General features: G+C 68.5%; 15 protein-coding genes and 1 riboswitch. Of the genes, 10 read left to right on the top strand and 5 right to left on the bottom strand.

Going from position 1 to position 16,889, the window contains the following annotated elements:
* Positions 1–3 precede the first annotated feature (3 nt).
* From rbfA to AC07OQ_RS12870, 6 genes are all read left to right on the top strand, one after another.
* Entirely contained in the window at positions 4–390 is a 387-nt protein-coding gene (gene rbfA, locus AC07OQ_RS12895; RefSeq protein ID WP_495053531.1) for a 30S ribosome-binding factor RbfA, read from the top strand.
* A gap of 10 nt (positions 391–400) precedes the next feature.
* Positions 401–1,354: a tRNA pseudouridine(55) synthase TruB gene (gene truB / locus AC07OQ_RS12890; RefSeq protein WP_495053530.1), complete on the top strand. Its 954-nt coding sequence runs from the start codon at positions 401–403 to the stop codon at positions 1,352–1,354.
* Positions 1,355–1,385: 31 nt separating this feature from the next.
* Complete coding sequence (typA, locus tag AC07OQ_RS12885; protein ID WP_495053529.1) at positions 1,386–3,209, top strand: translational GTPase TypA; 1,824 nt, start codon at positions 1,386–1,388, stop codon at positions 3,207–3,209.
* A gap of 107 nt (positions 3,210–3,316) precedes the next feature.
* Positions 3,317–4,225: a DMT family transporter gene (locus AC07OQ_RS12880; RefSeq protein WP_495053528.1), complete on the top strand. Its 909-nt coding sequence runs from the start codon at positions 3,317–3,319 to the stop codon at positions 4,223–4,225.
* 28 nt (positions 4,226–4,253) lie between these two features.
* Positions 4,254–5,387, top strand: a complete 1,134-nt coding sequence (locus tag AC07OQ_RS12875; protein WP_495053527.1) for an enoyl-CoA hydratase/isomerase family protein — start codon at positions 4,254–4,256, stop codon at positions 5,385–5,387.
* Between the two features lie 384 nt (positions 5,388–5,771).
* A riboswitch (cyclic di-GMP riboswitch) is annotated at positions 5,772–5,851 on the top strand.
* Positions 5,852–5,988: 137 nt separating this feature from the next.
* Positions 5,989–7,911: an NEW3 domain-containing protein gene (locus AC07OQ_RS12870; protein ID WP_495053526.1), complete on the top strand. Its 1,923-nt coding sequence runs from the start codon at positions 5,989–5,991 to the stop codon at positions 7,909–7,911.
* Positions 7,912–7,977: 66 nt separating this feature from the next.
* Here the strand turns inward: AC07OQ_RS12870 and AC07OQ_RS12865 are convergent, their stop codons facing one another.
* Both AC07OQ_RS12865 and AC07OQ_RS12860 read right to left on the bottom strand, forming a co-directional pair.
* Entirely contained in the window at positions 7,978–9,633 is a 1,656-nt protein-coding gene (locus AC07OQ_RS12865) for a hypothetical protein (protein ID WP_495053525.1), read from the bottom strand.
* Positions 9,634–9,893: 260 nt separating this feature from the next.
* Positions 9,894–10,586, bottom strand: a complete 693-nt coding sequence (locus AC07OQ_RS12860) for a hypothetical protein (RefSeq protein ID WP_495053524.1) — start codon at positions 10,584–10,586, stop codon at positions 9,894–9,896.
* A gap of 230 nt (positions 10,587–10,816) precedes the next feature.
* On the opposite strand from AC07OQ_RS12860, the gene dusA reads away from it, so the two are divergent.
* Genes dusA through AC07OQ_RS12840 form a run of 4 tightly spaced genes read left to right on the top strand, consistent with a single transcriptional unit; the run spans position 10,817 to position 14,190 of the window.
* Positions 10,817–11,821 carry a tRNA dihydrouridine(20/20a) synthase DusA gene (gene dusA / locus AC07OQ_RS12855; protein ID WP_495053553.1) on the top strand — a complete coding sequence of 335 codons (1,005 nt, stop codon included), beginning with the start codon at positions 10,817–10,819 and terminating at the stop codon, positions 11,819–11,821.
* 6 nt (positions 11,822–11,827) lie between these two features.
* Positions 11,828–12,403, top strand: a complete 576-nt coding sequence (locus tag AC07OQ_RS12850; protein ID WP_495053523.1) for a methylated-DNA--[protein]-cysteine S-methyltransferase — start codon at positions 11,828–11,830, stop codon at positions 12,401–12,403.
* A 43-nt stretch (positions 12,404–12,446) separates the two neighbouring features.
* Positions 12,447–13,715, top strand: a complete 1,269-nt coding sequence (locus tag AC07OQ_RS12845; protein WP_495053522.1) for a DEAD/DEAH box helicase — start codon at positions 12,447–12,449, stop codon at positions 13,713–13,715.
* Positions 13,705–14,190: a CYTH domain-containing protein gene (locus tag AC07OQ_RS12840; RefSeq protein ID WP_495053521.1), complete on the top strand. Its 486-nt coding sequence runs from the start codon at positions 13,705–13,707 to the stop codon at positions 14,188–14,190. The genes AC07OQ_RS12845 and AC07OQ_RS12840 overlap by 11 nt, the downstream gene beginning before the upstream one ends.
* A gap of 1 nt (position 14,191) precedes the next feature.
* Here AC07OQ_RS12840 and AC07OQ_RS12835 read toward each other — a convergent pair whose 3' ends face one another.
* From AC07OQ_RS12835 to AC07OQ_RS12825, 3 genes are read right to left on the bottom strand one after another with little or no spacing between them, the layout of a single operon-like run.
* Entirely contained in the window at positions 14,192–15,187 is a 996-nt protein-coding gene (locus tag AC07OQ_RS12835; protein WP_495053520.1) for a recombination-associated protein RdgC, read from the bottom strand.
* 59 nt (positions 15,188–15,246) lie between these two features.
* Positions 15,247–15,891, bottom strand: a complete 645-nt coding sequence (locus tag AC07OQ_RS12830) for a DsbA family oxidoreductase (RefSeq protein WP_495053519.1) — start codon at positions 15,889–15,891, stop codon at positions 15,247–15,249.
* A 9-nt stretch (positions 15,892–15,900) separates the two neighbouring features.
* Positions 15,901–16,878 (bottom strand): succinylglutamate desuccinylase/aspartoacylase family protein, encoded by a 978-nt coding sequence (locus AC07OQ_RS12825; RefSeq protein WP_495053518.1) that lies wholly within the window; start codon positions 16,876–16,878, stop codon positions 15,901–15,903.
* Positions 16,879–16,889 lie beyond the last annotated feature (11 nt).

Here is a 16,889-nt window from a genome sequence, read left to right as displayed (position 1 = left end):
ACCATGCGTCATAAGAGAGCAATTCCCAATCGCGGCTTCCGTGTCGCCGACCAGATCCAGCGCGATCTGGCCGATCTGATCCGTGAGCTGAAGGATCCGCGCATCGGCATGGCCACCGTCAATGCGGTCGAGGTCACGCCCGATTACGCGCATGCCAAGGTGTTTTTCTCGGTGCTGGTCGGTTCGCCGGCGGAGACCGAGGCGGCGCTCAACGAGGCCGCGGGCTTCCTGCGCAACGGCCTGTTCAAGCGCCTGCAGATCCATACGGTGCCGACCCTGCATTTCCATTTCGACCGCACCATCGAGCGCGCGGCCGAGATGAGCCAGCTGATCACCAAGGCCAACGCCACCCGTGCGCTGGACGACGAGGCGGAAAGCCGCGAAGACTGAAGAGAAAGCCATGAGCGCGCCGCAGGCCCCTCGCCAACGCATCCAGCGCCGTGCCCTGCACGGCGTGCTGCTGCTGGACAAGCCCCTGGGCCTGTCCAGCAACGATGCATTGCAGAAGGCCAAGTGGCTGCTGCGCGCCGAGAAGGCCGGCCACACCGGCACCTTGGACCCGCTGGCCACCGGCCTGCTGCCGCTGTGCTTCGGCGCCGCCACCAAGTTCAGCCAGGTCAGCCTGGATGCCGACAAGGCCTATGAGGCCACGCTGCAACTGGGCCGGACCACGACGACCGGCGACGCGGAAGGGCAGGTGCTGGAGACCCGGCCGGTGGCCGTGACGCGCGCGCAGATCGAGGCCGCCTGCGCAGGTCTGACCGGCGCGATCGATCAGGTGCCGCCGATGCATTCGGCGCTCAAGCACGAGGGCAGGGCGCTGTATGACTACGCCCGCCAGGGCATCACGATCGAACGTCCGTCGCGCCGTGTGACGATTCATTCGATTGACATCCTGGACTGGCAAGCTGAGTCGCTGACGATTGCCGTGCGCTGCTCCAAGGGTACTTACATTCGCACGCTGGGCGAGGATATCGGCCGCTTGCTGGGCTGCGGCGCCTTCCTGAGCGCGCTGCGCCGCACCGCCAGCGGCCCGGTCCATGTGCGCGATGCCATCAGCCTGGACGCGTTGGCCGCGATGACCGAGGCCGAGCGCGAGGCCATGCTGCGCCCGCCCGACTCGCTGCTGGCGGACTGGCCGGCCCTGCGCCTGGACGGGCAGGAGGCGGCACGGTTCTTGAACGGTCTGCGACGGCGCCTGCCCCCCGGCAGCGCCGCCGCGGATGCTCCCCATGTCAGGGTCTACGGACCCGCTGCCCACGCCCTGCTGGGCAGCGCCTCGATCGCGGCCGGCGAACTGATCCCCGGCCGCTTGTTGAGCCCCCAGGAGGTCGCGAGCCTCCCCAGCGCCTGAATCGTTTCGAAGAATTTTTTGAAAGCGTCGTATGAGTAAGCAGATCCGCAATATCGCCATCATCGCCCACGTCGACCATGGCAAGACCACGATGGTGGACCAGTTGCTGCGCCAGAGCGGCACCTTCGCCGAACACGAGAAGGTGGTCGACACCGTGATGGACAACAATGCCATCGAGCGCGAGCGCGGCATCACCATCCTGGCCAAGAACTGCGCGGTCAGCTGGGAAGGCACCCACATCAACATCGTCGACACCCCCGGACACGCGGATTTCGGCGGCGAGGTGGAGCGCGCGCTGTCGATGGTCGACGGCGTGGTGCTGCTGATCGACGCGCAAGAGGGCCCGATGCCCCAGACCCGCTTCGTCACCAAGAAGGCGCTGGCCCTGGGCCTGAAGCCCATCGTGGTGGTGAACAAGGTCGACAAGCCCGGTGCCAAGCCGGACGCCGTGATCAACGCCGCCTTCGACCTGTTCGACAAGCTCGGCGCCACCGACGAGCAGCTCGACTTCCCGGTCGTCTACGCCTCCGGCATCAACGGCTGGACCTCGCTGGAAGAGGGCACCCCGGGCGAGCAGTGGGGCCCCGACATGTCGGCCCTGTTCAACACCGTGCTCAAGCATGTGCCCTCGCAAAAGGGTGACCCGGCAGCGCCCCTGCAACTGCAGATCTCGGCGCTGGACTACAGCACCTTCGTCGGCCGCATCGGCGTGGGCCGCATCAGCCAGGGCACGATCAAGCCGGCGATGGACGTGCTGGTGATGGAAGGCCCGGACGGCAAGTCGGTCAAGGGGCGCGTCAACAACGTGCTGACCTTCCAAGGCCTGGACCGCGTGCAGACCACCGAAGCCGGCCCCGGCGACATCGTGCTGATCAACGGCATCGAGGAAATCGGCATCGGCGTGACCGTGACCAGCGTGACCAGCCCGGCCCCGCTGCCGATGCTGAAGGTCGACGAGCCGACCTTGACGATGAATTTCTGCGTCAACACCAGCCCGCTGGCCGGCCGCGAAGGCAAGTTCGTCACCAGCCGCCAGATCTGGGACCGCCTGCAGAAGGAGTTGCAGAGCAACGTCGCGCTGCGCGTCAAGGAAACCGACGAGGACGGCATCTTCGAGGTGATGGGTCGCGGCGAACTGCACCTGACCATCCTGCTGGAGAACATGCGCCGTGAAGGCTACGAGCTGGCCGTCAGCAAGCCGCGCGTGGTGTTCCAGGACATCAACGGCGAGAAGCACGAGCCGATCGAGCTGGTGACGGCCGACGTCGAGGAAACCCATCAGGGCGGCGTGATGCAGGCGCTGGGCGAGCGCAAGGGCGAGCTGGTCAATATGGAGCCGGACGGCCGTGGCCGCGTGCGCCTGGAGTACCGCATTCCGGCGCGTGGCCTGATCGGCTTCAGCAACGAGTTCCTGAACCTGACCCGCGGTTCGGGCCTGATCAGCAATATCTTCGATGGCTACGAGCCGCACAAGGGCGAGATCGCCAGCCGCAAGAACGGCGTGCTGATCTCGATGGACGCCGGTGAGATCTTCACCTACGCGCTGGGCAAGCTGGACGACCGCGGCCGCATGTTCGTCAAGCCCAACGATCCGGTCTATGAAGGCATGATCGTCGGCATCCACAGCCGCGACAACGATCTGGTGGTGAACGCCACGCGTACCAAGCAGCTGACCAACTTCCGCGTCAGCGGCAAGGAAGACGCGATCAAGATCACGCCGCCGATCGAGCTGACCCTGGAGTACGGCGTCGAGTTCATCGAGGACGACGAGCTGGTCGAGATCACGCCGAAGAGCGTGCGCCTGCGCAAGCGCCATCTGAGCGAGAACGAGCGCAAGCGCGCGTTGCGCTCTTGAGCGCTCCGCGCGCTGCGCGCGGAGATTGAGCTCCCTCCAGCCTCCCTCCGGGAGGGAGGCTCTAGTCAGACAGACGCCCGCGGCCCCACTGGGGCCGCTCTACATTCATGACCCATCGTCGTGCGGTACTTTTGATGCTTGTCGTCACGCTGCTGTGGAGCACGGCGGGCGTGGTGACGCGGCATCTGGAGGCGGCGCGGAGTTTCGAGGTGACGTTCTGGCGCAGCGCCTTCAATGCGCTGGCGCTGGCGGTGGCGCTGGTCTGGATGCGCGGACCGGCGCTGGCAGGCCAGATCGGACGGGCTTCGGCCAGCGTCTGGATCTCGGGCCTGTGCTGGGCCACGATGTTCACCGCCTTCATGGTGGGCATCACGCTGACCTCGGTGGCCAATGTGCTGGTGACCATGTCGCTGGGACCGCTGCTGACCGCGCTGTTCTCCCGCGTCTTCCTGCACCACCGGCTGCCGGCGCGCACCTGGGGCGCGATCCTGCTGGGCAGTGCCGGCATCGCCTGGATGTTCGGCCACGAGATGCGGGGCGGGGCCGGTTCGCTGCTCGGCATGGGTGTGGCCTTCGCGGTGCCGCTGGCCGCGGCCACCAACTGGACCCTGCTGCAGCATGCGCACCGCAAGGCCGCGGATGCGCAGGACGGGGGCGACATGCTGGTCGCGGTGCTGCTGGGCGCGCTGATCTCGGCCGCCGCGACGCTGCCGCTGGCCTGGCCACTGCGGGCCGGTGCGCATGACCTGAGCCTGCTGGCCGGGCTGGGCCTGTTCCAGCTGGCCTTGCCCTGCCTGCTGGTGGTGCGGCTGACCCGCGTGCTGGCGGCGCCCGAGATCGCGCTGCTGGGCCTGCTGGAGGTGGTGTTCGGCGTGCTGTGGGCCTGGCTGGGTGCCGGGGAAGCCCCGTCTTCCGCCACCCTGACCGGGGGTGTTATGGTGCTGGCCGCCCTGGTGGGCAACGAGGTGCTGGGTCTGCACGCCCGCACCCGCACCGCATCACGAACCGATAGGTAAACAAGAAAGCATGACTTCTGGAGTTGGCATGTCGTCCGCCGCATCGATCCCCCCGCTGCAATCCGAAGGCCAGATTCTGGCCGAGGTCAATGGCTGCCTGGCCCTCATCACGCTGAACCGCCCCGGCGCGCTGAATGCGCTGTCGCTGGCCATGATCCGCGACATCACGACGCTGCTGCGGCACTGGGCCGGCACGCCGGCCGTGCAGGCCGTGGTGGTGCTGGGTGCGGGACGCGAGGGCAAGCCGGCGGCCTTCTGCGCCGGCGGCGACATCCGCTTTTTCCACCAGGCCGCGATGGCCGGCACGCCCGAGTCGCTGGCGGAGCTGGGCGCATTCTTTGCCGAGGAATACGCGCTCAACCACCTGATCCACAACTACCCCAAGCCCTATATCGCCCTGATGGACGGCGTGGTGATGGGCGGTGGCATGGGCATCAGCCAGGGCGCCCGCCTGCGCGTGCTGACCGAGCACAGCAAGCTCGCGATGCCCGAGACCCATATCGGCCTGTTCCCCGATGTGGGCGGCGGCTGGTTTCTGGCGCAATGTCCGGGCCGCATCGGCGAATGGCTGGCCCTGACCGGCCAGGTGATCGGCGCCGGCGACGCGATCGAGCTGGGCCTGGGCGATGTGTTCGTCAAGAGCAGCGAGCTGCCGGCCATCGTCGAGGCCTTCCGTCGCTGCACCCAGGCCAGCGCCGAGCATGTGGTGGCCGAGGTGATGGAACGCGCCGACCTGGCGCCCGCCCCCGATCATCTGGAGCTGCGCGAGCGCATCGACGCGCATTTTTCCAAGCCCACGGTGGCCGGCATCATGGCCTCGCTGGCCGCGGCCGACGACGACTGGGCGCGCCATACGCTGGCGGCCCTGCGCAAGCGCTCGCCGCTGATGCTGGCCGTCACCCTGGAGCAGTTGCGCCGCGCCCGCGCCATGAGCCTGGCCGAAGATCTGCGCATGGAGCTGGACCTGGTGCATCACTGCTTCCATCTGCGTCCCGGCGCGGCCTCGGAGACGGTGGAGGGCATCCGCGCGCTCGCGGTCGACAAGGACCATGCGCCGCGCTGGAACCCTGCCCGCATCGAGGACGTGACGCCGGCCCTGGTCGAAGCCTTCTTCGCCAGCCCCTGGACGCCCGCGAACCACCCGCTGCGCGAGCTGGCCTGACCCATATTCCCGCTGCGCAAGCTCCGCCGACAGGTGGAGCGCGAAGGGGGAGGCGTCCCTGATTGCCGATCTGCGCGGCCGCATCCGCGGCCCGGGGTCCGGCCATGTGGCATCCGGAGCTGTTTGCCGCCCGGTCCCGAGCGCATGTGGGGCAGCGTTCGGTCCTCCGCGAGAGGGTCGGTGCCGGTGTGGATGCCGGTTTGGATACGCCCCCTGGTGCTTAATACATTCTGTTAACCGATGCGCCGCGCCCGATACACCTGAGGCGCCCGAGGATTTGTAACATCGCCTTGCAGTCACCGATTTTCTCCGGCTGATTGCGCGATAGCCGCCGTCACGATCTGTCAATCTGACGGCGCTTTCGATTTTTGAACCACGATCTCTTCCCGACAAAGGCAAAGCCCGAGCAATTGGGCGGCGCAAAGCCACGGGTCCAGCCAAGGCTGGATAGCCGGGTTACCGAAGGAAGACCACAGCGCAACCCCGGTGCTGAAGGGCGGAGGTCTGGACCTGAACAGGACCCCAGATGTACCCCTGCGCCACTCACATTCCCACGCCCACCTCGAATCGATCGCTGCTGCGCAGCTGCTTGACCGCCCTCGTGCTCGGCCTCGCTGCGCTGGGGAGTCAGGCTGCGGGTCAAACGCCCGCAAGCCGCGCCACCGCTGCGGTCGAGGGAACGCTCGAAATCCAGGTTGAAGACCATCCCGGCGGCGGGCATGTCCGGCATTACCTGAAGACCGCCGACGCTCGCCTGGAACTGCGGGCCCAGGGCAAGGCGCTGGCCAAGCTGCGCAGCGGCACGCGGCTGCGGGTGCGCGGCCAGCTGAGCGGCAATGTGCTGGCGCTGAGCAGCACCGACAGCGGCGCGGTCACGGTCACCGCAAGTGCACCGCTCTCGAACACCTTGGGCGAGCAGAAGGTTGCGGTCCTCTTGGTCAACTTTGCCGACGACACCCGGCAGCCCTATACGCTGGCCCAGGCGCAGGACGTGGTTTTCAACCAGGTGAACGGCTTCATGCGCGAGAACTCGTTCCAGAAGACCTGGCTGTCGGGCAACGCCCATGGCTGGCTCACGCTGCCTATCGCCAAGACCTGCCTGACCACCGACATCGCCGACGCGGCCAAGCTCGCCGCGGCCAATGCCGGTATTGCGCTCGCCGGCTACAGCCGCGTGGTCTATGTCTTCCCGCGCAACGACAGCTGCGTGTGGTCGGGGGTCGGCACGGTGGGCGGCCTGCCCTCGAGCGCCTGGATCAACGGCCGGATGGACATCAAGGTCGTGTCCCATGAGCTGGGCCACAACCTCGGCCTGCAGCACTCGCATGCATCGGATTGCGACGCCACGCCCTTCGGCCCCAACTGCGTCGTGCAGGACTACGGCGATGTGGCCGACGTGATGGGCAACACGACGGCCTCGCACTTCAACACCTTCCAGAAGGAGTGGCTGGGCTGGCTGAACGGCAGCGCGCAGCCGACCATCACCACGGTGACGACGAGCGGCTCCTACACCATCGGTGCCTACGAGAGTACCACCGTCGAGCCCAAGGCTCTGAAGATCCTGAAATCCGTCGACCCGGTGAGCGGTGCCAGGTCCTGGTACTACGTCGAGTACCGGCGCCCGATCGGCTATGACAGCGCGCTGAGCACGGTCTATGCCTCCAACCTTGCCAATGGGCTGCTGGTGCGCACCGGCACGGACGGCGACGTGAACAGCAGCTTCCTGCTGGACATGACGCCCGGCACCGTGCCGACCTTCGACATGGGCGATGCCGCCCTGGTCTACGGGCAGGCCTTCAGCGACCCGCAGAGCGGCGTCATGGTGACGCTGGACGCCGCCGCCGAAACGAGCGCGCGCATCAGCGTGACGACAAGTGCGGCCGCCGCCTGCGTGCGGGCGGCGCCGGCCGTGAGCCTGAGCGGTGGCGGCACCGCGGTGAGCGCGGGCGCGTCGGTGGTCTACACCCTGTCGGTCGTCAACAAGGACAGCAGCACCTGCGCGTCGACCGGCATCACGCTGCAGTCGACCAAGCCCGCGGGCTGGAGCGGCACGTTCGCGAACCCCAGCCTGACGCTCGCGCCCGGTGCCACGGCCACGACCACCCTGACGGTCACCTCGCCGGCCACGGCGGTCGCCGGCAGCTATGCGATCACGGCCGGCGCGACCAATGCCGCGAGCACCAGCCTGGTCGGCACCGCGGGCGCCAGCTACACGATCGGCGCGAGCGCGATCAGCGCTGCGGCCGCGACGAACAAGAGCGTCTACGCGCGCAACGACACGGTGCGCATGACGGCGAACGTGAGTTCCGCCGGTCTGCCGCTGGCCAATGCGGCCGTGAGCTTCACCCTCGTCAAGGCCGATGGCACGCAGGTCACGCAGAATGCATCGACCGATGCCAGCGGCGTTGCCAGCTCGTCCTACCGCCTGAGCCGCAAGGACAGCGCCGGGGCCTGGCAGCTGCGCATCAATGCGAGCCGCGGCGGGGCGAGTGCCAGCGCGAGCAGCGGCTTCTCGGTCCAGTGAGCGAGCGCAAATAAAAAGGGCGGGGAGTGATCCCCGCCCTTGGCTTGATGCAGCAAACCGGCGTGCTTAACGCTTCCTGATCAGGCTGCTGCTGGTGGCGCCGGTCGAGGCCGGGCAAACGCCACCCGGGCAGGCGTCAGGCGAGCAGGTCGGGCAGAGCGTGCATTCGGCGGTGGCCGTGTCGGGCTGGACGACGAAGCCCAGCGGGGCCGTGCCGGTCGCGGTGACCGTGTCGCTGAAGCGCGCCAGACCCGGCACCAGCGTGCTCGTTCCCGGTTGCAGGCGGTTCTCCGCCGTCGACGGGAAGTACGAGGTGCTGAAGCTCTTGCATGCGCCCGCGGATCCCGGCAGCGTCAGCGTCTGTGGCGAGCCAAGCAGATTGCCCGCCACGTCGGTGTCGGTGACCGACACGTTCGACAGCACGGTGTCGCCGATGTTGCACACCGAGCCCTCCACCAGCACCTTGACGACCAAGTAAGGCGCGGCCTGGAACAGGGTCGTCGAGCAACTCTTGGTGACATCGAGCGCCGGCGAGAGCTGCAGGTTCGGGCAGTCGGCCCCGGCCTGGGCGGTGACGCTAGCACTGCCGGCGTTGGCCGTGGCGGTGATGGTGTCGTTCTCACCGTTCACCGGCGTCGTGAAGCTGGACTGGTAGCACACCGAAGTCAGCGGGTTCAGCGATCCGCCGAAGGAGATCGGGTTGCCCGTCGGCAGGCCACCGGCGTCGCAGTTGAAGTAAGACACCGGGCCGAGTGGTCGCGGCGCGTCGCTGAGCTGCAGATTGGTCACCGTGCCGAAGCCGGTGTTCTGCACCTGTCCGCGCACCGTGTAGCCGATGGTCGTGCTGGAGGCCAGGATCGGGTTGACGCATTGCTTGGTCACGGCGATGCCGCAGACCGGGAAGCTATGCAGCACGAAGTCCTTCAAGGTGGCGCTCACCGACGATGCGGCGCGCGTCTCGGCCATGAAGGTCGAGAAGCAGGGCGTGCTGCCCGCCCCCGCGGCCGCGAACACGTCGGTGATGTTGATGCCGATCTCGAAGAAGGTCGCGGCCGGGAAGGACGACGAACCGCCCTTGGACAGATAGGTCCAGGGCGGCGTTTCGCCGGCTGTGGTGTTGGTGATGCCGCAGAACAGGTCGTTGGTCAGGCCGCCCGCGCAGGTGGCCGACGTGCCGCCGGCGATGCCGGCGATGCGCTGCAGCGTGCCGTTGACATTGCCGCCGCTGCCGACCCACTTCAGCACCTCAATGTTGACGGTGGTGCCGCCGCCGGTGAAGTTGGCCAGCACCAGCACGTCGCCGACCGCATGCTGGCCGGTGAACGGGCCGGAGTTGCCGGAAACCGGGCCCAGGCCGACCTGGTTCTGGAAGAACCAGAAGCCCATGAACGCGTCGCCGCTGTTGTCGAAACGGTCGGCGCCCGCGTAGATCACCAGCTTGCCATTGACGTTGTAGGCCACGGCATAGGCGTTGGTGATGTCGTCCTTGTCCGGCACGGAGCCGTCCTTGTACTTCCATCCGCCGGCGCCGGACAGCGGGCCGTTGAGGTCCAGATCGTCCTTGGAGCCACCGCCGGTGAAGATGCTTTGAGGCGCCGGATCCGCGGCGACGCCGGTGCGCGCGAGGATGTTCGAGGACCCGCCGGTGGGATTGACGACCGTGGCCCAGTCGTCGCCGCCGCCCGCGGCATCGGCGACATTGCCGTCGAGTTCAAAGGTCAAGATGTCGTGAACGGACCAAGCGATTGGGATCACGAGCACGAAGCCGGCGAGCGCAAGGGCGCATGCGGTCGCCAAGCCGGTGATTGGCTTGCGCAACATAGGACCTCCTCATGGCTGAGGGAATTTTCGAACACAAGTGATCACATCGAGTCAAGCGGTTAAACCCGAATAAATATGAGCACGCGTTCAAAAGATACGACGCGCCCAATCGTTTACAAGCTGATACGCCCCCTACGGTAGGGGGTGGGGCGCGCCGGCGGCTAGGCCCGATCGAAGCGGCAGCGGCTGATGCGGATATCGCCGTTGTGCGAGCGCTGGTAGGTCACTTCGATCAGCCCCGACGAGCCATCGCTGCGCTCGCCGGAATTCAGCACCAGGGTCTCGACGGTCTTGCTGTCCGCACTGCGGCGGCTCAGCTCCAGCCCGACATGCCCCAGTTCCACATCGGCGATCTGCACGCCGTGCACGGCCCGCTCCGGCGTCTTGGCGCCCGCATCGTCGGATTCGACGCTGATTGCATCGCGCGTGCGTCCGAACCTGAACTGGCCTTGCGTGGCCGCGATGCGCAGCGAGCAGGTCTCGGCGCCCATGCCCATCCCGACATACTGTCCGGCCAGGCAATCGATGAGGCTCGGCGAGCGGTTCTCGCCCGTCTTCAGCACCCTGGAGACGCGCTGCATGCAGGAATGCGCCGGCTGGGCGACGGCAACGGCGTTAACGGCATTGGCGACGGTGGCGGCAGCGTTGACGGCGTTGACGGCTTTGGCGGCGTCGGCAGCCTTGGTAGCGGCGGTGGCAGCGGGCGCCGGAGCGGCCTGGGCTTCCCGCTCGCTGAGCTCGTCCATATCCTCGCCGCCGCCGCATGACAGGAGGGCGGCGATGCCGGCGAGCGCCGCGACGCGCGTCGGCCATGACGCGGCAAAAGAGGCGATTCCCTTGCATCGTGTGTCCATGGCGAACCTTCCACTGCAGCAGGCGCTGCAGAACAACTATCGGCCAGCCGCGGGGAAGCGCAAGCCGGGTGGACACCCTTCACCTAGGACTAGGGGCCGCGGGCCGGCCGTCGGCATCCGGCGCCGCTGGCGGCCAAGTCCTGGCATGCGGGCCGGAAACCGGGCTTTGCGATAATCGCCCCGTGCAAACCCCGATCACGACAAACCCCTGGCGCCTGTCGGTCGCGCCGATGCTGGACTGGACCGACCGGCATTGCCGCTATTTCCACCGCCTGCTGAGCCGCCGCACCCGCCTGTACACCGAGATGGTGACCACCGGTGCGCTGCTGCATGGCGACCGGCCGCGCCATCTGGACTTCAACGAGGAAGAGCATCCGGTGGCGCTGCAGCTGGGCGGCTCGGAACCGGCCGATCTGGCGGCCTGCGCCAGGCTGGCCGAGCAATGGGGCTACGACGAGGTCAACCTGAACTGCGGCTGCCCCAGCGAGCGGGTGCAGCGCGGCGCCTTCGGCGCCTGCCTGATGGCCGAGCCGGCCCTGGTGGCCGAGGGCATCAAGGCCATGAAGGATGCGGTGTCGCGCATCCCCGTCACGATCAAGCACCGCATCGGCATCGACAGGGTCGAAAGCTACGAGTTCGTGCGCGACTTCGTCGGCACCATCGCCGAGGCCGGCTGCGAGGTCTTCATCGTCCATGCCCGCAATGCCTGGCTGCAGGGCCTGAGCCCGAAGGACAACCGCGAGATCCCGCCGCTGCGCTACGCGCTGGTGCATCGCCTGAAGCGCGAGTTCCCGCAGCTCACCATCGTGATCAACGGCGGCCTGAAGGGCGACGCGGAGATCGCCGAGCAACTGCAGCATGTGGATGGCGTGATGATGGGCCGCCAGGCCTATCACGAGCCCTGGCAGATGGCCGGCTGGGATGCGCAGTTCTTCGATGCCGCGAACCCCGCCGATCCCGAGAACGGCCGCGAGCAGGTGGAAATGCAGTGGCTGCGCTATCTGGAGGCGCAGCTGGCGCAGGGCCGGCCCTGGTCGCAGGCGATGCGCCATGCGCTGGGCCTGTGGAACGGCGCGGCCGGGGCGCGGCGCTGGCGCCAGATCTGGTCCGACCACAAGCTCAAGCATCTGCCGCCGGCCGAGGTGGCCGCGCTGGCCACGCGCGCGCGCGCGGGCATCGCCCGGCATGTCGCGGAACATCAGGCCGAGCATGCCGCGGTGCTGACGGCGGCCTGAACGGCCATGTCCCCCGTTTTCTTCTTCCACTGCTACGAGACGCCGCTGGGCTGCTGCGGCATCGCCTGGAGCGAGCGCGGCATCGTCGGCTCGCAGCTGCCGGAAGAAAACGCCGGCGCCACGCGCGACCGCATGCGCGCGCGCTTCCCGGCCGCCCGCGAAGTGCCGGACCTGGAGGCCATCCCGGCCACCGTGCTGCACGCGATGCAGGGCGTGCGCGCCCTGCTGGCCGGTGAGCCGCGCGATCTGCTGGAGGTGGTGCTGGACGAGCGCGGCGTGCCCGAGTTCAACCGCCGCGTCCATGAACTGACGCGCCACATCCCCGTCGGCCAGACCCTCAGCTACGGCGAGGTGGCCGCGCGCCTGGGCCTGCCCGGCGGCGCGCGCGCGGTCGGCCAGGCCGAGGGGCACAATCCCTTTGCGCCCATCGTGCCCTGCCACCGCGTGCTGCCCACACCCGGCAGCGGCAGCCGTGGCGGCTTCTCGGCCCATGGCGGCCTGGCCACCAAGCAGCGTATCCTGGCCATCGAGGCGCGCGCCACCGGCCAGCTCGGCGGCGAGCAGGGCAGCCTGTTCGGCTGAACGCCTGGCGCTTACACCTTCTTTTCCTTCTCCGATCCTCTCCATGTCATTTGCTCCCCTGGGCCTCGCGCCTGCGCTGCTGAAGGTCCTGTCCGAGCTCGACTATCAAGACCCGACCGCGATCCAGCACGCCGCGATCCCGCCCGCGCTGGCCGGCCGCGACCTGCTGGGGCTGGCCCAGACCGGCTCGGGCAAGACCCTGGCCTTCGGGCTGCCGCTGCTGCAGCGGGCGCTGGAGGGGGCGGCGCAGGTGGGGGGTGAGGGGCGCCGACTGCGCTCGCTGGTGCTGGCGCCGACGCGCGAGCTGGCCTCCCAGATCGCCGAGGCGCTGCGCGACATCGCGCGGCTGCTGCCGGGCAAGCTGAAGATTTCCGTGGCCTTCGGCGGCGTCTCGATCAACCCGCAGCTGATGGGTCTGCGCGGCGGCTGCGATGTGCTGGTGGCGACGCCGGGCCGGCTGCTGGACCTGGTCGAGCACAACGCCGTCAAATTCGACGCGCTGCGGCTGCTGGTGCTGGACGAGGCCGATCGTCTGCTGGATCTGGGCTTTGCCGAGGAACTGCAGCGCATCCTGGCCCTGCTGCCGGACGCGCGCCAGAACCTCTTCTTCTCGGCCACCTTCGCGCCGGCCGTGCAGGCCCTGGCCGATGGCCTCTTGCGCGAGCCGCTGCGCATCGAGATAGCGCCGGCGGAAGCGCCGCCGGACATCCGCCAGCGCGCGATCCGGGTCGACGAGGCCAGGCGGACGCCGCTGCTGCGCCATCTGCTGCAGACCGAGGGCTGGGAGCGGCTGCTGGTCTTCGTGGCCACCAAGTACGCGACCGAGCTGGTGTCGGACAAGCTCTGGAAGGCCGGCATCAAGGCCGCGGCCCTGCATGGCGAGCTGAGCCAGGGCACGCGGCGCGAGGTGCTGGCGGCGCTGAAGAGTGGCGAGGTGCAGGTGCTGGTGGCCACCGATCTGGCGGCGCGCGGCCTGGACATCCCGGACCTGCCCGCGGTCTTGAACTACGACCTGCCGCGCGCCGCGGCCGACTACACCCACCGCATCGGCCGCACCGGCCGGGCCGGCGCCAGCGGGGTGGCCCTGAGTTTCGTGCCGGCCGCGGCCGAGGCGCATTTCCGTCTGATCGAGAAGCGCCAGGGCCAGCGCGTGGCGCGCGAACAGATCGCCGGTTTCGAGCCCAAGGAGCTCGCCACGGCCGAGGCCGCTGAGCCCGGCGTGGGCGGCATCAAGAGCCGGACCCGCAAGAGCAAGAAGGACAAGCTGCGCGAGGCCGCGGCGGCGGCCAAAGGGGCATCGAATGGGTCTTGAGATCGAACGCAAGTTCCTGGTGGCGAGTGGGGGCGGGAACGAGGGCTGGCGGCAGCCGCCCGAGCGCCAGCAGCGTTTCAGCCAGGGCTATCTGAGCCGCGACCCGGCGCGCACGGTGCGCGTGCGCCTGGCCGGCGAGAAGGCCTTTCTGACCATCAAGGGCCAGACCGTCGGTGCCGCGGGTATGAGCCGCGCCGAGTTCGAGTACGAGATCCCGCCGGCCGACGCGCAGGCGCTGCTGCAGCTCTGCGAGGGACCGCTGATCGACAAGACCCGCCATCTCTGCGAGTTCCAGGGCAAGACCTGGGAGGTGGACGAGTTCTTCGGCGACAACGCCGGCCTGGTGGTGGCCGAGATCGAACTCGGCTCGGAGGACGAGGCCTTCGCCCGGCCGGATTGGTTGGGCCAGGAGGTCACCGGCGACGCGCGCTACTACAACGCGAATCTGGCGGTGACGCCGTACCGGGCCTGGTAGCTCAGGCCCAGGGCGGCGTGTCGTCGGCCATGGCCGGCGTCTGGTCCAGATCCAGCACCGTCACGTCCGGCGGGATCAGTTCGGACACCGGGGCCGAGCCCAGGAAGTCGTGCTCGCCGCCCAGCCCTTCGATCAGCGCCGGGATCAACTCGCCAAGCTCGCCGGCGGCGATCACGGCGTCGGCATCGAACTGCTCGTCCTGCTCGGGCTTGTCGTGGCCCTCGAACACCAGGTCCAGGAAGGCGATCTTCTTGATCTGCAGGGTATCGGTCAGCACGAAGGAGACGCGGTCCTTGTAGCTCATCGCCAGCTTGGTCGGACGCTTGCCGCTCGTGAGGTGCTGGCGCACCTCCTCGATGTCCAGCGCATGGCGGGCGTAGCGCACCACCGACTTCATCTCGTCCTCGCTCTTGAGCTCGCACTCGCGGTCGATCGTGAAGCCCTCCGGCGGCTGGCCGTCCATCAGCCAGGCGGCCATGCAGGCGGCCGGCGTCTCGGCGCTCTGCACCAGGTGCAGGGTTAGGCCGTCCAGGGCCTTGATCAGGAGGCTCACCACCTCCTCGCAGCGCGCCGGGCTGGAGGCGTCGATCATCAAGAGGCGCTGCTCGGGCGCGATCCAGACCCTGATGCTGCTGCGCTTCTTGAAGCACAGCGGCAGCAGCTCCTGGGTGGCCTGTTCCTTCAGGTCCTTCAGCGCCTTCTTGCCGGGCTTGCGGCCGGTCTGCTCCTCGATCTGGGCGGCGATCTCGTCGACCCGCTCCTTGACCACCGAACCCGGCAGCACGCGCGATTCGATCTGCAGCTTCAGGTGCAGATGGCCGTCCACCACCTCCACCAGCGGCGCATGCTCGATGCCGCGCGGCGGCACCCAGCCGACGGACAGCGGCTCGCTGGCGCCGCAGGGCTGGAACTGGCCCTTGGCCAGCGCGTCTTCGACCTCTTCTCGGCCGGGCTGCCAGCTGGCGCCCACGCGGTAAATCGTCAGATTCTTGAACATCGTGCGTCACAAAAAGAAGCGCCCCGGGAGCGGGGCGGCGTCGTTGCGGCTATTGTCGCTCAGGCCGGGCTGGCGGCGATCTGGCGCAGCGCTTTCTCGAAAATCTCGGGCGGCTGGCCGCCGGAGATCAGGTGGCGCCCGTTGATCACGACGGCCGGCACCGAATGGATGCCCTGCTGCTGGTAGAAGGCCTCGGCCTCGCGCACCTCCGGCGCATAGCGCTCGCTCTGCAGCACGGCGCGCGACTCGTCCGCGTCCAGGCCGACGGCGGCGGCGCGCTCCAGCAGCAGTTCATGGCTGCTGGGGTCCTTGCCGTCGGTGAAATAGGCGCCGAACAGGGCCAGCTTCAGATCGCGCTGGTAGCTGCTGCCTTGCAGGCCGGCCCAGTGCAGCAGGCGGTGGGCGTCGAAGGTGTTGTAGATGCGGCCGCGGGCCCCGGGCGTAAAGGTGAAGCCCACCGAGGCGCCGCGCTGGCGTATCGCCTCGCGGTTGAGCTCCAGCTGAGCCGGCGGCAGGCCGTATTTGCGGCCCAGGTGCGCGTCGATGTCCTCGCCCTCGGGCGCCATCTGCGGGTTCAGCTCGAAGGGCTGGAAGCGCAGCTCCACCGGCAGCTCGGGCAGCCGCGCCAGGGCCTGTTCCAGGGACTTGAGGCCGATGGCGCACCAGGGGCAGGAGACGTCGGAAACGAAATCGATCTTCATCATGCGGCCAGTCTAGCCAAGCCGGCGCTGGCTTGCTCGCGCCAGGTAAAACCACTCGCTGCCCGGCTGGGCATTGGCGGCCGGAAAGACGATGCGGCCGTCGTCGGGCGCCAGCACGGGCCTGCCGTCGTGACGGGTGCCGATGGGCTGGCCTTGCGTGACCGGATCGAAGCTGGCCCAGGCTTGCACGAAGCTGTCGCCCTCGTGCTCGCGGTCGATCACCTCGTAGAGCTGCAGCAGCTCGGGTTTCGCGGCCGGGCGGGGTTCGACCACCGAGGGCTCGACCATGCCCAGCAGCACCAGGGTGCGCAGGATCGCCTTGTAAGCGAACTCGGGCGCGTCCGGATCCTCGTGCTGGCCGCATTCCAGCGTGATGCCGTAGCCGCCCTGGGAGCGCATGTACTCTGTGGTGCCGACGCCGTAATGCGGATCCTGCTGCAGCGCTGCGCGACGCGAGCCGTCGCCGGCCTTGGCGGCACGCCGCTGCAGGCCCAGCGCATAGGTGGAGAGCCAGCCCTCGACGATGCGTTCGGTGCCCACGCAGGCGGCCAGCAGGCCCTCGGCCAGCTCATGCGCAAAGGGCTCAAGCTCGCCGCGGTTGTCGCGCGGGCCCAGCATCGCGAAGGGCTTGCCCTGGCCCTGGAAGCTGTGCAGATCCAAGAGCACCTCGTGATCGGCCAGCCAGTGGCACAGCGGCCCGGCGATGCGGTCCTCGAAGTCCTGCGGCACCACCGGCGGGCGCAGATTGCGGTTCAGGTTGCGCTCGCCCTCGCGGCGGCCGAGCCGGTGCGCCAGCGGGTTGACGATGGGGATGAAGCTCAGCGTGCCGCCCAGCAGCCGCAGCCGGCCGCTGTCCAGCTCGTCGATGACGCGCCGGATCGCGGCCACGCCGCAGATCTCGTTGCCATGCACGGCGGCGCTGACCAGCAGGCGCGGGCCGGGCAGCAGGCCGGCGAACTGGTGGATGCGCAGGAAGGAGGGAGGGTTCATCACGCTCACAG

It is taken from the genome of Roseateles sp. GW821-FHT09B06, from assembly GCF_059418245.1.
The sequence above is the reverse complement of the archived record's forward strand: the minus strand, read 5'-3'. Positions and strand labels throughout refer to the sequence as shown.

Excerpts from the sequence above, each read along its gene's own strand:
- rbfA (WP_495053531.1), top strand. The coding sequence starts at position 4 with ATGCGTCATAAGAGAGCAATTCCCAATCGCGGCTTCCGTGTCGCCGAC.
- truB (WP_495053530.1), top strand. The coding sequence starts at position 401 with ATGAGCGCGCCGCAGGCCCCTCGCCAACGCATCCAGCGCCGTGCCCTG.
- typA (WP_495053529.1), top strand. The coding sequence starts at position 1,386 with ATGAGTAAGCAGATCCGCAATATCGCCATCATCGCCCACGTCGACCAT.
- AC07OQ_RS12880 (WP_495053528.1), top strand. The coding sequence starts at position 3,317 with ATGACCCATCGTCGTGCGGTACTTTTGATGCTTGTCGTCACGCTGCTG.
- AC07OQ_RS12875 (WP_495053527.1), top strand. The coding sequence starts at position 4,254 with ATGTCGTCCGCCGCATCGATCCCCCCGCTGCAATCCGAAGGCCAGATT.
- AC07OQ_RS12860 (WP_495053524.1), bottom strand. The coding sequence starts at position 10,586 with ATGGACACACGATGCAAGGGAATCGCCTCTTTTGCCGCGTCATGGCCG.
- dusA (WP_495053553.1), top strand. The coding sequence starts at position 10,817 with ATGCTGGACTGGACCGACCGGCATTGCCGCTATTTCCACCGCCTGCTG.
- AC07OQ_RS12850 (WP_495053523.1), top strand. The coding sequence starts at position 11,828 with ATGTCCCCCGTTTTCTTCTTCCACTGCTACGAGACGCCGCTGGGCTGC.
- AC07OQ_RS12845 (WP_495053522.1), top strand. The coding sequence starts at position 12,447 with ATGTCATTTGCTCCCCTGGGCCTCGCGCCTGCGCTGCTGAAGGTCCTG.
- AC07OQ_RS12840 (WP_495053521.1), top strand. The coding sequence starts at position 13,705 with ATGGGTCTTGAGATCGAACGCAAGTTCCTGGTGGCGAGTGGGGGCGGG.
- AC07OQ_RS12835 (WP_495053520.1), bottom strand. The coding sequence starts at position 15,187 with ATGTTCAAGAATCTGACGATTTACCGCGTGGGCGCCAGCTGGCAGCCC.
- AC07OQ_RS12830 (WP_495053519.1), bottom strand. The coding sequence starts at position 15,891 with ATGATGAAGATCGATTTCGTTTCCGACGTCTCCTGCCCCTGGTGCGCC.
- AC07OQ_RS12825 (WP_495053518.1), bottom strand. The coding sequence starts at position 16,878 with ATGAACCCTCCCTCCTTCCTGCGCATCCACCAGTTCGCCGGCCTGCTG.